The organism is Nitrospinota bacterium, assembly GCA_035528715.1.
In the GTDB taxonomy this organism is placed as follows: domain Bacteria; phylum JADFOP01; class JADFOP01; order DATKYB01; family DATKYB01; genus DATKYB01.
In genome coordinates this window covers 1-13,201 of sequence record DATKYB010000017.1, presented here as the reverse complement: position 1 = coordinate 13,201, position 13,201 = coordinate 1, and the positions used below count along the sequence as shown (strand labels likewise).

Genomic DNA, 13,201 nt, shown 5'->3' with positions numbered 1-13,201 from the left:
GTATTTAGAGAGATGCAGTTAGAAACTGAAGGTCAATTTGGTGGCCTTGGTATTGAAATCACTATTAAAGATGAACAGCTTACTGTCGTTGCTCCTATAGATGATACTCCTGCTGACAAAGCAGGGATAGAAGCGGGGGATAAAATTATAAAAATAAATGGAGAGTCTACGAAAAACATAACCTTATTACAAGCTGTTAAAAAATTAAGAGGATCAAAAGGGACAAAAGTAACTATTACGATTATAAGGGAAGGCTTAGATGAACAAAAAGATTTTACCATAACAAGAGATATTATTAAGATAAAAAGCGTAAGTAAACGTATGTTAGATGATAAGATCGGTTATATAAAGATTCGTAGTTTTCAAAAGAATACAAGCAAAGAACTAGACGTGGCATTAAAGGAATTAGAAAAAGGCATTATGCACGGCTTGATTATGGATCTAAGAAACAATCCAGGAGGACTTTTAGAACAGGCCGTTTCAGTATCAGATAAATTTTTAGAGGGAGAAAAACTTGTTGTTTTTACCAAAGGGAGAGTGAAAGACCAAAATATGCGTTTTCACTCTAAAAGTAAGGATGCTCGTGTAAAATATCCCATGGTGGTCCTGGTAAATGCTGGAAGTGCAAGCGCCTCTGAGATTGTTGCAGGGGCATTACAGGATCTGGAAAGAGCTGTTATTTTAGGAACCCCTACTTTTGGTAAAGGTTCGGTACAAACTGTTTTTCCCCTCAGTGATGGTTCTGGGTTAAGATTAACCACATCAAAATATTACACTCCGAAAGGAAGATTGATTCAGGGCAAAGGAATCATTCCTGATATATTAGTAGAAAATAGACCAATAAAAAGCGCAAGGCTTTCAGAATCGGAGAAAAAGATGATAATCATTAGAGAAAAAGATCTAAAAAATCATCTAAAGGGGGAAGGCGAAAAATCAAACGATAAATCTCTAAAAAAAGAATTGGATCAAAAGAGCGAAACGACCATCCTCGCTTCTAAAGAAGACCTACAATTACAGAGAGCTATTGACGTTTTAAAGGGATGGAAGGTTTTTAAAGAAACCCTTTAAATACGTACAAAAAATAAGCTAAAGCAAAATGAATTCCGAAAAAGGTAAGCTCTTTAAAAATTTTAAAAAGACTGTAGAAGAAAGATGGTTGATAATATCAATCTCAACTCTTTTCATCATTCTTTTGCTTATCTCTTTTTTCATCCTTTCTTTTCAAAGTCACAAAGGAAAAATTTTTATTTCTGATCTCAAATTCAGGTTTGGTCTCTATGATTTTTCAACAAAAGGTAAATCCCTTGACAAATCAATTAATAGTTTATTTACCAAATGGAACGTAAAAAAAGAAGATTTTCTAAAAACCACCCAAACAAGAAAAGAGAAGGGAAAAGAGGTCTGGTACTATCATTTACTCGAAATAATCCTCCCCAAAAATGTCAAATTGACTGACCTAGAAAAAGACTTTAGGGAAGAAATTCCAAAAGCTGGGGGTGAAATATATAATTTCGAACAATATAAAAAAGATAATTTTGAGGTTTTAAAATTCGATATTGGAATAAAGCCGATTCATACTCACTCAATATTTTTAAAACAACCGATTTACTTTAGGATTGCTATTCTCATTGATGACCTTGGATGGAATGAAGATATTGCTAAGGACCTATTGAAGATTGATGCACCATTTAGCCTCGCTATTATCCCTAAGCTCCCTTTTTCAAAGAGTATTGCAGAAGAAGCCAAGCAAAAAAACAGGGATATATTAATTCATATTCCTATGGAATCCCACGATCCTCAAAAAATGAAAAATAAAAATGAATTTTTAAGTACCACCACAGAAAAAGAGATATTGGAGAAACAGGTAGAGGATTATCTTTTGTCAGTTCCTTATGCTATAGGTGTTAATAATCATATGGGATCAAAATTCACTGAAGACAAAGAAGCAATGGAGATTGTATTAAGAAAAATAAAGGAAAAAAATCTCTTCTTCGTTGACAGTATGACATCGCCAAAATCAATCGCATATAAACTGGCTCAGGAGCTAAAAATAAAGACGGGTTACCGGAGCGTTTTTTTAGATAATTCAAAGGAGACGAGTTACATAAAAACCCAGATTTTAGAACTCATATCTATATCAAAGAAGAATGGAGAAGCCATTGGAATAGCTCACTGTGATAAAAATACTCTATCAGTAATAAAAGATATGCTCCCAAGGTTAAGTGAAGACGGGATCATGATTGTACCCATATCACATCTGGTTAGGTGAAGACATGTTAATCCTTGGAATAGAAACATCATGTGATGAGACAGCCGCTTCTGTGATTGAAGACGGCTATAAGATCAAGTCAAATATTATATCCTCTCAGTTTGATGTTCATGAAAAATATGGAGGTATTGTTCCTGAACTGGCTTGCAGGAAGCATATCGAGAATATAGATATCGTCATATCTGCTGCTCTCAATGAATCTCAAGTCTCTTTAAAAGATATTGATCTTATCGCTGTTACTCATGGTCCTGGATTGATTGGTTCATTACTGGTTGGCCTATCTACAGCAAAGGGTATGGCCTATGCCCTTAACAAACCTTTGGTTGGAATAAACCATATAGAGGGCCACATCTATGCTAATTTTTTAGAAGAACCAAAAACACCTCTTCCCTCTATTGCTCTGGTAGTTTCAGGCGGTCATACAGAACTCTATGTTATTAAGAAACACTGTGAATATAAATTAATAGGAAGGACAAGGGATGATGCCGCTGGAGAAGCCTTTGATAAGGTAGCCAAGATGTTGAAATTGGGATTTCCGGGTGGTCCTATTATTGAAAATTTGGCAAGAAAAGGAAATCCCAACCATATTGAATTTCCAAGGGCCCTGATGTCAAAAGACTCCTTTGATTTTAGTTTTAGCGGCCTCAAGACAGCTGTATCGTACTATATTAAAAAAAATAAGAATTTTGTTCTTGAAGATGTTGCTGCCAGCTTTCAAGAAGCACTTATTGATGTCCTCGTAACCAAAACAATAAAGGCATCTATAAAAGAAGGGATAAAAGATATTATCCTTGCAGGAGGAGTTGCTTCTAACAATCTCTTGAGAAAAGAGATGCTAAAAAAAGCAATGGAAAAAGAACTAAGAATTCATATCCCGAAACCTCTTTTATGTACAGACAATGCTGCAATGGTCGCCTGTGCAGGATACTATCGTTTTAAAGACAAAGATTTTGATAAAGATTCCTTCTTTGACTTTTTAGATTTAGATGCTGTTGCAAATCTAAGATTAGTATGAAAACACTTCAAATCGGGAATATTAAACTCAAAAACAACCTCGTTTTAGCCCCTATTTCTGGAATGACCGATACGACTTTTAGATCCCTTGTAAAAGAATTTGGATGCAGCCTTGTTTGTTCAGGACTAATAAGTAGTGAAGCCCTGATAAGAAACCATCCGAAAACATTCGAATTATTAAAATATGAAGAGAGTGAGCATCCCTTGGCAATCCAGATATTCGGTTCAAACCCATCGGTTCTGGCTGAGGCAGCAAAGATTATTGAATTTAAAGGGGCTGATATTGTAGATATTAATATGGGTTGTTCTATAAAGAAGGTTTTGAAGACCCATTCTGGTTCTTTTCTTTTAAAAAATCTAAATAAGGCAAAAACGATTTTTCAAAAGGTGGTGGATTCTGTTAGCATCCCGGTCACGATAAAGATAAGAGCGGGATGGGATAAAATCTCTATTAATGCGATAGAAATTGCAAAAATGGCTGAAGATTCCGGAATCTCAGCGGTAACCATTCATGGGCGAACAGCAAATCAGGGTTTTGAGGAAAAATCAGACTGGAAAATCATTAAAGATGTTAAAGAACATCTCCATATTCCTGTAATAGGAAACGGGGATGTGAAGAGCCCTATGGACGCTGATAAAATGGTTGAAGAAACAAGGTGCGATGGGATCATGATTGGAAGAGAAGCCCTAGGAAATCCATGGATATTCTCCGATATTCTCTATTATAGAGAAACAGGCAAAATTCCTCTTCCCCCATCAGGAAAAGAGAGGTGTGAAATCATTCTGAAACATCTCTTAAGACTCATCAAATCCAAAGGTGAAAAAAGGGCGATAAAGGAGATGAGAAAACATATCTTCTGGTATACAAAAGGCCTCCCTCATGCTTCAAAATTCAGAGCCAAAATAAACAGAATTGAAGAAGAAGAAATTTTGAAAGGAGAGATTGAAAGATATTTCTCAGAAATTCTCAATGAATAAAGCTTAACCCTCATAATCACTTAAACAATTAACTATTCAAAAAATAAATATAAATAGAAGGAATGATTTATGGAAATTTTAGGTGGATTCTTTATTATTGCAGGTACATATATATTAAGTAGAAATTTATTCGAAATTTCAATACAGAAACTATTAAATTTTCATTCTGAATTCCAACAATTACCATGGTATATAAAATGTATTATAATAATATTTGGTTATAAACACCGTTTTGAGAGTATGGATATATGGCGAAGCGAAGATCTGCCAACTTCTAATTACTTTCCCAGTCGCAAAAAAATTCATATTATCTTGCCGTTTATAGGTTTTCTTCTCGTTACAGCTGGAACAACAATTTTATTATTTTTGAAGTAAGTATTAAAGGTTTTTAACTAATAACTCTTTTGTAATCTACCCTCCCATTTTGCTTTTTAGGGGTTTTTCAATTGAACGAGGAAAAAAGAGGCAAAGTGTCTGAAGGCGAAGCCAAGTTTTTTGCCTCGCCGAGTGAACAAAGACAAAACCCCGTTAAGAAAAGCAGGCGGGGCGTCCTTCTTTTCGTCCTTTTCTTGGACGAGCAAGAAAAGGACATAACCGTGCAGAAAAATACCGTTAAGAAAATCAGCGGGGTGTCCTTCTTTGTTGCCTTTGCTTTCTAAAGACAAGAAAGGAACAGTTTTACAAATTACATAAAAGTATTGACGTACTAATATTTGTCTGATAAAAGATTTTAAAAGGGATTTTTGATTTGTCTCTTTACATCTGTATTTCATTTTAAGAAATTTCTTAATCATGGAAGAAAAAAGAGAACAAAAAGATAAAAATATCAAATACACAATTACAAAAGAGATTTTTGACCATCTCTATGACATGCTCAGGCATGAGGACGAGAAGGCAAACAGGATCTTGGGCGCAATGGCATTTATCACGGTTGCAGCTGCTGCATTGTCAATACCCTTCTTTGAAGGTAAAATTGGCACAGACTTGAAGTTTTTTAATCTCAGTTTGGGACTTTTTCTTTTTTTTATCTTTCTTATCCTTGTTACTGTGGGGACTCTTTTCTTATTATCTGCTTTAGGCCCCCTTTTACATATCACTACAGATTTTGTTGAGCCCTCTGAGAGAAAGAAAAAGCTCAGAGTCCGCTCACTCCTTTACTTTGAAAACATAACTGGAATTACTATTGAAGAATGGGCAAAGTTTTTTAGAGAAACAGATGAAGATGACTTTTATGAAAAGATTTGCAATGACCATATCATTAAATCCTATACCCTTGCAAACAGAACAAAATATAAAGCCAAATGTATCAAGTCTTCAAAGATATTTTATCGATTTTCATTAATCGTATTATGCCTCTTTGTTCTCTCTGGATTTTGTGTAAGTTTTAATAGCTTTTTCTACTGGACATTTATCATTCTCGCTGCGGCTTTCTTGGAGTGGTCCGTTGAATATTACCTCATGCCTCAAAAAGAGCTAAAGAAAAAAGCCATTCCTTTTATTATCCTTGCTTTCCTTTTTACTCTTATGAGTCTCATATTTTTTAATTCATGTCTTTATTGAGAATCAATCAAGAAATGTAAAACCTGATTGGTCTCTTTTTATTTCTTTGATAAAAGTATTCAATGATGAGATTTGGCGCCCATATGTCCATAGCAGGTGGAATCCATAATGCTCCTTTAAGAGGAAAGGAGGCGGGGTGCACTACCATTCAAATCTTTACGAAAAACTCTAATCAATGGAAGGCAAGAGAGCTCTCCCAAGAAGAGATTGAACAATTTAAAAAAAATCAAAAATTGACCCGTATCTTCCCCATCGTTGCCCACGATGCCTATCTTATTAATATAGCTTCCCCAGATGACACAATATATAAAAAATCCCTAGATGCTCTTTTTATTGAGATGAAACGAACTGAGGCTCTTGGACTCCCTTATCTTATAATGCATCCAGGAGCCCATTTGGGCTCAGGAGAAAAGAACGGGCTCAGTAAAATTGCTTTGAGTCTCAATATCCTTCATGACAAGAGTAAAGATTTTAAAATGAAAATACTATTAGAAACCACTGCTGGACAGGGCACGGTTCTCGGATACAAATTTGAACATTTTGCTTCTATCTTTGAATGTATAAAAAATAAAGATAGGCTTGGAATATGTCTGGATACCTCCCATATCTTTGCTGCTGGATACAATATAAGGACGAAGAAGGGTTATGATGAAACAATAAAAACCTTTGACAGAATCATTGGGCTGGAAAAGGTAAAGGTCTTTCATATCAACGATTCAAAAAAGCCTTTAGGAAGCAGGGTTGACAGACATGAACATATAGGGAGGGGTTTTATTGGAAAGGAGGGTTTCAAAAATCTTTTAAGAGATGAAAGATTTACTTCCCATCCCATGATTCTTGAAACACCAAAGGATTTTGAAGGAGCAGATATAATAAATTTGAAACTTCTCAGAAAAATAGCCAGCAAATGATTAAACTATTTCGAGGCCAGCACCTCTACCATGGCTTTATGGACGAAACCATTACTGGCCAGGACCTCTTTTCCATATATATCAAAACTGTTTCCCTTGAAATCCGTTACTTTTCCACCGGCTTCTCTAACCAGTAATGCACCAGCAGCTACATCCCATGGAAACAACTTCATTTCCCAAAAACCTTCAAACCTCCCTATGGCAACATAACATAAATCGAGGGCAGCAGAACCGGGTCTTCTAACCGCCTGAGCTCTTTTACAGAAATTCCTAAAGTGATTGATATTATCGTCTGTGTTCTTCCTGATATCATAGGGAAAGCCAGTAACTAATAGAGAGTCAGAGAGACTTTGGATCTTGGAAACAGAGATTTTCTTGCCATTTAAATATGCACCCTTCCCTTTTTGGGCTATAAATATTTCTTCTAAAATAGGGTCATAGATTACCCCTAAAACAACCTCTCTATCAATTTCAAGGGCAACTGAGACACAAAACACGGGATACCCGTGTGCATAATTTGTCGTCCCATCGAGAGGGTCAACAATCCACTTATAAGGAGAGCCCTTCTTCTTAAGGCCCTTTTCTTCAGAAAGGATTGTGTGTTCAGGATACTTCTTCTTAATAATATCAATAATGACCTTCTCAGAAAGTTTATCTACTTCAGTAACGAGATCGATTGCCCCTTTATGCTCTACTTTGATGGGTTGGCCATAGTTTTTCTTTAATATTGCCCCACCTGCTTTTGCAGCCTCAATCGCCGTATCAAGCAGATTCTCCCTTTTTGTCTCTTTCATCTCTATTTATTTTCCTTCTCTTAGAATTTATATTCCAAAACACACACTTTTTTCTCTATTAAGCCTCTTTAATTGAAGCCTTTTATCCATCTTCAACCTTCTCTCTTTTACCCCTAAAACAAATTTAATTTAACACAAAAACCCTTTGTTTTCAAACAAATTGCCATATTTACATAACTATGATATTATTTTTTAGTTTGTTGGAGGTTAGGAAATTGAAACTCTTACAAAAAGAAAAGGGATACAGGTCATCATTAGACCCTATCTTGTTAGCCGATTTTATCTCAGCAGAAAATGGTGATAGGATTATAGACCTTGGAACGGGTAATGGCATCATAGCAGTCCTTTTAGCACTGAGATATGCAAAAACCACTGTGATAGGAATAGATATTCAGAATAGTTTAATAGAACTGGCAAGAAAGAATGTTAAGTTAAACAACCTCCAAGAAAGAGTAGAAATAAAAAATTTAGATATCAGGGATGTAAATAAATCTCTTGCATCTGAATCATTTGATATTGTGGTCGGAAACCCGCCCTATAGAAAATACAAAAAAGGCCGTTTAAACCCGGATCCGGAAAAAGCCCTAGCCAGACATGAATTAGAGATAACCTTAGATGAATACCTCAAAGCCTCTAAATATCTTGTCAAGAATAAAGGAAAGATTATTCTCATATATCATCCCTCAAGATTAATGGAACTCCTTAATGAGTTCGAGCATTTAAATATCAGGTCATGCCGTATCCAGTTTATCCATTCCAGAATAGATAAAGAGGCAAAGATGGTTATGGTCGAAGGAATAAAGAATGGAAAGAACGATACAACCATCCTAAAACCCCTTATTGTTTATGAAAAAATTGGAGAATACTCCCAGGAAATAAGAGATATCTATAAAAGGATGGGAATATGAAAATTCCTTGCATAGAATGATTACTTCTGTTATTTTTATTTTTTGATATGATAAAGATATAACAGCTACTAAATGAAAAGGTTATGACCATGGTCTTCAGAATAGGAATTGCCCGGATTTATCCAACCTTAGGAAATGTTGAAAGAAACTTTGCTCACATAAAAGAATGTATTGATAGGGCTAAAGAAAAAATTGGAGATCAGCAACATATGGGAGAGCATGAATTTAACCTATGCCAAGATGTTGAGCCAGTTTATTTGTTTTGTAAATAGGGTGGGTTATGAAGATGGGATAAACTTCTGGGGAGGTTCAGAAATAGTAAATCCTCCTGGGGAAAAGATCATCAAAGGTAAATATTTTGAGCAAGAAATGATTATCGCCGAGATTGACATAGAAGAGATAAGAAGAGATAGAATTCCACCAATGATTCAAAAAGATGAAGATAGAGAAATGACTATAAAAGAACTAAAAAGAATTCAGAAAAAAAATGCAAAAAAAGAATTTTAAAGAATTAAAGATTAATTCCTTATCAGTAAAGAAGATCTTAACAGGTTTTATAAAAAATGAAACGAGAAAAGTGGGTTTTAAAAAGGTAGTTGTAGGTCTTTCAGGAGGTGTAGACTCCAGCGTCTCCACATACCTTGCAGCGATGGCTATGGGAAAAGAAAACGTAACAGGAATCATGATGCCATATAAAACAAGCAGCAGGGAAAGTTTAGAAGATGCAAAAAAGATAGTCAAAAAACTCGGAATCAGATCATTAAAAATAGATATTACACCCATGATTGATGCCTATTTTAGGGCCTTCCCTGAAGCAGACAATTTAAGAAGAGGGAACAAGATGGCTAGAGAAAGAATGACCATTCTATACGACCACTCTGCCAAGGAGAATGCCCTTGTACTGGGAACCAGCAATAAAACAGAATTGCTCCTTGGTTATGGTACCTTGTATGGAGATACGGCCTCAGCCATCAACCCCATCGGAGACCTATATAAAATACAAGTAAGACAACTTGCAAAAGATCTTGGTGTTCCAAAAGAGATTGTAGAAAAAAAACCGAGCGCTGATCTTTGGTTAGGTCAATCTGATGAAGAAGAATTGGGTTTTAGTTATGAAGATGTCGATAGACTTCTCTATTATCTGATAGACAAGAGATACTTGGATAAAGAATTAATCAAATTGGGTTTTGATAAAGATTTTATTAAAAAGGTAATTAAAAAGATTCAAGATTCTCAATTCAAAAGAAAGCTACCGATTATTGCAAAAATATCTGAAAAGGATTATAGATAGAGACTTCAGATACGCAAGAGATTGGGGAAGATAAATCAGATAATGAGAAAAGAAAAAAACAGAGGCACGATCTATATTGTAAGCACACCTATTGGTAATCTCGAAGATATAACCTTAAGAGCCTTAAGGATACTAAAGGAAGTCGACATTATTGCTGTTGAAGATACACGAAGAACAAGAAAGTTACTGAGCCATTATGAAATTAGCAAACACCTCATCAGTTACCATGATCATAATAAGATAAAACAGGCAGAGGTTATCTTAAAGAGGCTTGAAGAAGGCCTTGATATAGCTCTGGTTTCAGACGCAGGGACCCCTGGTATTTCAGACCCATCTTATCACCTTATCAATCTCGCCTTAAAGCATAACTTCCATATTGAATCAATACCAGGCCCTTCAGCTGTTATAGCCGCCTTGAGCATCTCAGGACTCCCGATTGACAAATTTGCTTTTGAAGGATTCTTACCGCGTAAAAAGGGAAAGAGACAATCAAGGATAGAACAATTAAAGAATGAAGAACGAACCATTATACTATATGAATCTCCCTATAGAATCCACCGCCTTTTAGATGAAATCCTCTCCATAATAGGTAATAGGCAGATAGTTATTGCCCGAGAGATTACAAAAAAATTTGAAGAAATCATAAGGGGCGAACTCAAAGATATAATCGAACAGATGAAAGATAAAAAGATAAAGGGTGAGATAACCCTCATTCTTATGGGTTCTAAAAAATAGAGTTATTAAAATAATTTTAAGTTCTTAAACATTAAAAATAGTGTGACACGATTTTAAAAGAGAAATTTATGATATCAAATCTTCTCGAAAAAACCCTGAGGATTTATAAGGATGAGCAGAAGGCATTTCTCTGGATGGCAGGGCTTTTATTTGTTATCAGGGCTGCTGGGATTTTATTAGAAAACTATGCAGAAGCCGCCTTCTTAAAGAGATATGGCGTTCAATATCTCCCCAATATATTCTTGATAAATTCTATACTCCTTTTCTTTGTCTTGACCTATATCGGCCTTTTGATTGATAAATATGAGAGGGCATCCCTTCTCATCAAGTTATTCATCATACTGGGAATATCTATTGTCTTCCTACGTTTACTCATCATATTTAATTTAGCCATCGTCTATCCTGTACTCTACCTCATCAGTTTCCAGCTCAAGAATGTTCTCGACATTGTGTTTTGGATAATGGCAAGCAGTCTTTTTAATACAAGACAGGCAAAAAGGGTATTCCCTGGAATTATTTCAGGCGGAATATTAGGAATTATTATAGGGAGCCTTTTAACCAGCCCCTTAGCCAGGGTCATCACTATGGACAATATCCTCTTTATATCCGGTTTCAGCTTGTTCCTTGGCTGCTTTATAAGCTTAAGGGTTAAAAAAATATTAGCCCCTATAATGCAGACCCATACAACAACTATAAGAAAGAAAACAGAAGACGTTTCATCCATAAAAAAATTAGGTGAAATACTCCCTTTAATCAAGAGTTCGCCACTCCTCAGAGTATTTATCATTCTTGTTATGACACCAGCAATCCTCTTGCCTATATTCAATTATCAGTGGGGGGTTATTACAAACAGGGCCTTTGATACAGAAGGAGGTTTAATTGCATTCTATGGATACTTTAAGGGAATATATAATATATTGACCTTCTTTATCCTGTTCTTCATAGGGAGACTCTTCTCTCGATTCGGGATTGTAAAGTTACTATTTATACATCCTGCAAACTATCTCCTTGTGTTTCTCGCCTTAGTATTCCGCTTTGACCTCATCACAGCTATCTATGGAAGGGTTTCTACAAATATCTTTAGAGCCACGACCAATCGGCCCGCCCTGAATATGTTGATGCAACTCTTTTCGCCTGATATAAGAGGGAGGGTATTAGCCTTTTTAAAGGGAACCGCACTGCGTGCTGGTGGACTGTTGGGTAGCGGCATATTATTGGTTTTTAAGGATGTTCTTCTTCCAGAGCAGTTCTCATATATTGCAATTGTGTTTTCTATAATCTTAATCTGTGCATGCTTTTCCTTAAAAAAGAGATATAGTAAAATACTCTTCAAGAATCTCATAGAGACGCAGATAGACCTACAAAAATTGGAAGAAATAGATTACAAAAGACTCATAGACGAAAAAACCACAAAGAGATTGATTGAAGCACTCAATGACCCTAATGATAATGTATCAATACTCAGTGCAAAGATCTTGAACAGAGCAGGAGTAAATGAAGATTTAACAAAAATCTTTCTTGATGCAATGCCAGGCAAAACCCCAAGGGTAAAAAGGGAGCTTCTCACACTCATTGCTTCTATCGGTTCAAATCAATATATCACAGGGCTTTTAGATATGTATAAAAAAGAGGGTGCTGAGGTTCAGCCCTTTATTATCAGAACCATTGGAAAGCTAGACTCCAAAAGAAATCTCGAGTTTTTGTTTAAACTTACAAACAGTGAAAATCTTACAGTAAAAAAAGAGGCAATCACAGCTGTATATCTAAGCAAAGATAAAACAAGATGTGAAAATTGCCATCAGATCGTAAGGGAGATGTTAACGAGCAAAGACGACCGCCAGGTAAAAACAGCCATAGATATATTGAGAGAGACTAAAGACAGAAGCTTTATCCCTTTTCTAATCGAGAATCTGGATAATGAACTGATAGAATTAAGGATCTCTGCGATAAAGGCCATGGGAGAACTGAAATATAGAGAAGCAACAGACAAGCTCTTTCATCTCTTAGAGGATAAAAATTCACAGGTAAGAAAAACAACGGTCCAGGCTTTGGGTAAAATATGGAGTGAGGATGAATCAAGAGGAAGTTCTCAATAGATTAATAGAGATGCTGGGTGATGGCAACAAGAACGTTGTGGCTGAAACCGTAAAGTCCATAACCCGTTTTGGCGATACAGCCATCCCCTTTCTTATCAAAGCCCTCGGTTCTCACAAAAGGGCTATTCGAAATGGTGTTTTGACTATATTGCAGAGAGTGGAGGTAAAAAATTTAGATTTTTTTAATATCATTAAAAAAGAGATTAACTCAGCTTATAAAAATCTCCTGGATATTGACGTATTAGAACAGTTAGAGCAAAATAGCTATGTCCTTTTATTAACCCAACACCTAAAAGAAACAAATAATGAAATAATAGAGACCCTATTTAAGATATTAAAAATTTTAGATAAAGAGGGTAAATTAAGACTCGTTGAAAGGAGTTTAAAGACAAAAGACAAAGCACAGCTGGCAATGGGAATAGAAACTTTGGAAAGCTTTATGAACCCCAAGTTGATAGGGGATCTCATACCATTATTGGATGATATTCCCAATCATGTAAGGACCAATATCGCAAAAAAAAGATTGAGTCTAAAAAGCGACGATCAATATAACATGTTAAAACGTTTGTTAGAAAAAGGGAGCAGAACTACCAGGCTTTGTACCCTCTATCTCGTTGGAAAAGCTATAAAGGAAAAGAGGTATAT

At 35.6% G+C, this 13,201-nt stretch carries 14 protein-coding genes and 1 pseudogene; 14 read left to right on the top strand and 1 reads right to left on the bottom strand.

What is annotated here, in order from left to right; all coding sequences use genetic code 11:
- From VMW81_01165 to VMW81_01130, 8 genes are all read left to right on the top strand, one after another.
- Positions 1–1,068, top strand: a 1,068-nt coding sequence (locus VMW81_01165) for a S41 family peptidase (GenBank protein HUU49550.1), incomplete at its 5' end; no start/stop codon positions are given.
- 28 nt (positions 1,069–1,096) lie between these two features.
- Positions 1,097–2,269: a divergent polysaccharide deacetylase family protein gene (locus VMW81_01160; GenBank protein ID HUU49549.1), complete on the top strand. Its 1,173-nt coding sequence runs from the start codon at positions 1,097–1,099 to the stop codon at positions 2,267–2,269.
- Positions 2,241–3,284: a tRNA (adenosine(37)-N6)-threonylcarbamoyltransferase complex transferase subunit TsaD gene (gene tsaD / locus VMW81_01155; GenBank protein ID HUU49548.1), complete on the top strand. Its 1,044-nt coding sequence runs from the start codon at positions 2,241–2,243 to the stop codon at positions 3,282–3,284. Before VMW81_01160 ends, tsaD begins: the two co-directional genes overlap by 29 nt.
- The gene (dusB, locus tag VMW81_01150; protein HUU49547.1) at positions 3,281–4,261 is read left to right on the top strand and encodes a tRNA dihydrouridine synthase DusB; all 981 of its coding nucleotides are present in this window, start codon (positions 3,281–3,283) and stop codon (positions 4,259–4,261) included. Before tsaD ends, dusB begins: the two co-directional genes overlap by 4 nt.
- 69 nt (positions 4,262–4,330) lie before the next feature.
- Positions 4,331–4,636, top strand: coding sequence for a hypothetical protein (locus VMW81_01145; protein ID HUU49546.1), 306 nt, complete (start codon positions 4,331–4,333; stop codon positions 4,634–4,636).
- Positions 4,637–4,731: 95 nt separating this feature from the next.
- The gene (locus tag VMW81_01140; GenBank protein ID HUU49545.1) at positions 4,732–4,920 is read left to right on the top strand and encodes a hypothetical protein; all 189 of its coding nucleotides are present in this window, start codon (positions 4,732–4,734) and stop codon (positions 4,918–4,920) included.
- A gap of 133 nt (positions 4,921–5,053) precedes the next feature.
- Entirely contained in the window at positions 5,054–5,821 is a 768-nt protein-coding gene (locus VMW81_01135; GenBank protein HUU49544.1) for a hypothetical protein, read from the top strand.
- A 62-nt stretch (positions 5,822–5,883) separates the two neighbouring features.
- Complete coding sequence (locus VMW81_01130; GenBank protein HUU49543.1) at positions 5,884–6,732, top strand: deoxyribonuclease IV; 849 nt, start codon at positions 5,884–5,886, stop codon at positions 6,730–6,732.
- 5 nt (positions 6,733–6,737) lie between these two features.
- Here the strand turns inward: VMW81_01130 and VMW81_01125 are convergent, their stop codons facing one another.
- Positions 6,738–7,526, bottom strand: coding sequence for an inositol monophosphatase family protein (locus tag VMW81_01125; protein HUU49542.1), 789 nt, complete (start codon positions 7,524–7,526; stop codon positions 6,738–6,740).
- Positions 7,527–7,741: 215 nt separating this feature from the next.
- On the opposite strand from VMW81_01125, the gene VMW81_01120 reads away from it, so the two are divergent.
- The 6 genes and pseudogenes from VMW81_01120 to VMW81_01095 all read left to right on the top strand — a co-directional run.
- Entirely contained in the window at positions 7,742–8,434 is a 693-nt protein-coding gene (locus VMW81_01120; GenBank protein HUU49541.1) for a tRNA1(Val) (adenine(37)-N6)-methyltransferase, read from the top strand.
- Positions 8,435–8,605: 171 nt separating this feature from the next.
- Positions 8,606–8,941 (top strand): nitrilase-related carbon-nitrogen hydrolase, encoded by a 336-nt coding sequence (locus tag VMW81_01115; protein ID HUU49540.1) that lies wholly within the window; start codon positions 8,606–8,608, stop codon positions 8,939–8,941.
- Positions 8,922–9,759 (top strand): annotated as a pseudogene (locus VMW81_01110) (NAD+ synthase). The gene VMW81_01115 and the pseudogene VMW81_01110 overlap by 20 nt, the downstream one beginning before the upstream one ends.
- Before the next feature lie 8 nt (positions 9,760–9,767).
- Positions 9,768–10,460 carry a 16S rRNA (cytidine(1402)-2'-O)-methyltransferase gene (gene rsmI, locus VMW81_01105; protein HUU49539.1) on the top strand — a complete coding sequence of 231 codons (693 nt, stop codon included), beginning with the start codon at positions 9,768–9,770 and terminating at the stop codon, positions 10,458–10,460.
- Between the two features lie 68 nt (positions 10,461–10,528).
- Positions 10,529–12,556: a HEAT repeat domain-containing protein gene (locus VMW81_01100; GenBank protein ID HUU49538.1), complete on the top strand. Its 2,028-nt coding sequence runs from the start codon at positions 10,529–10,531 to the stop codon at positions 12,554–12,556.
- A partial coding sequence (locus VMW81_01095; GenBank protein HUU49537.1) for a hypothetical protein occupies positions 12,531–13,201 on the top strand: 671 nt, incomplete at its 3' end. The genes VMW81_01100 and VMW81_01095, both read left to right, overlap by 26 nt.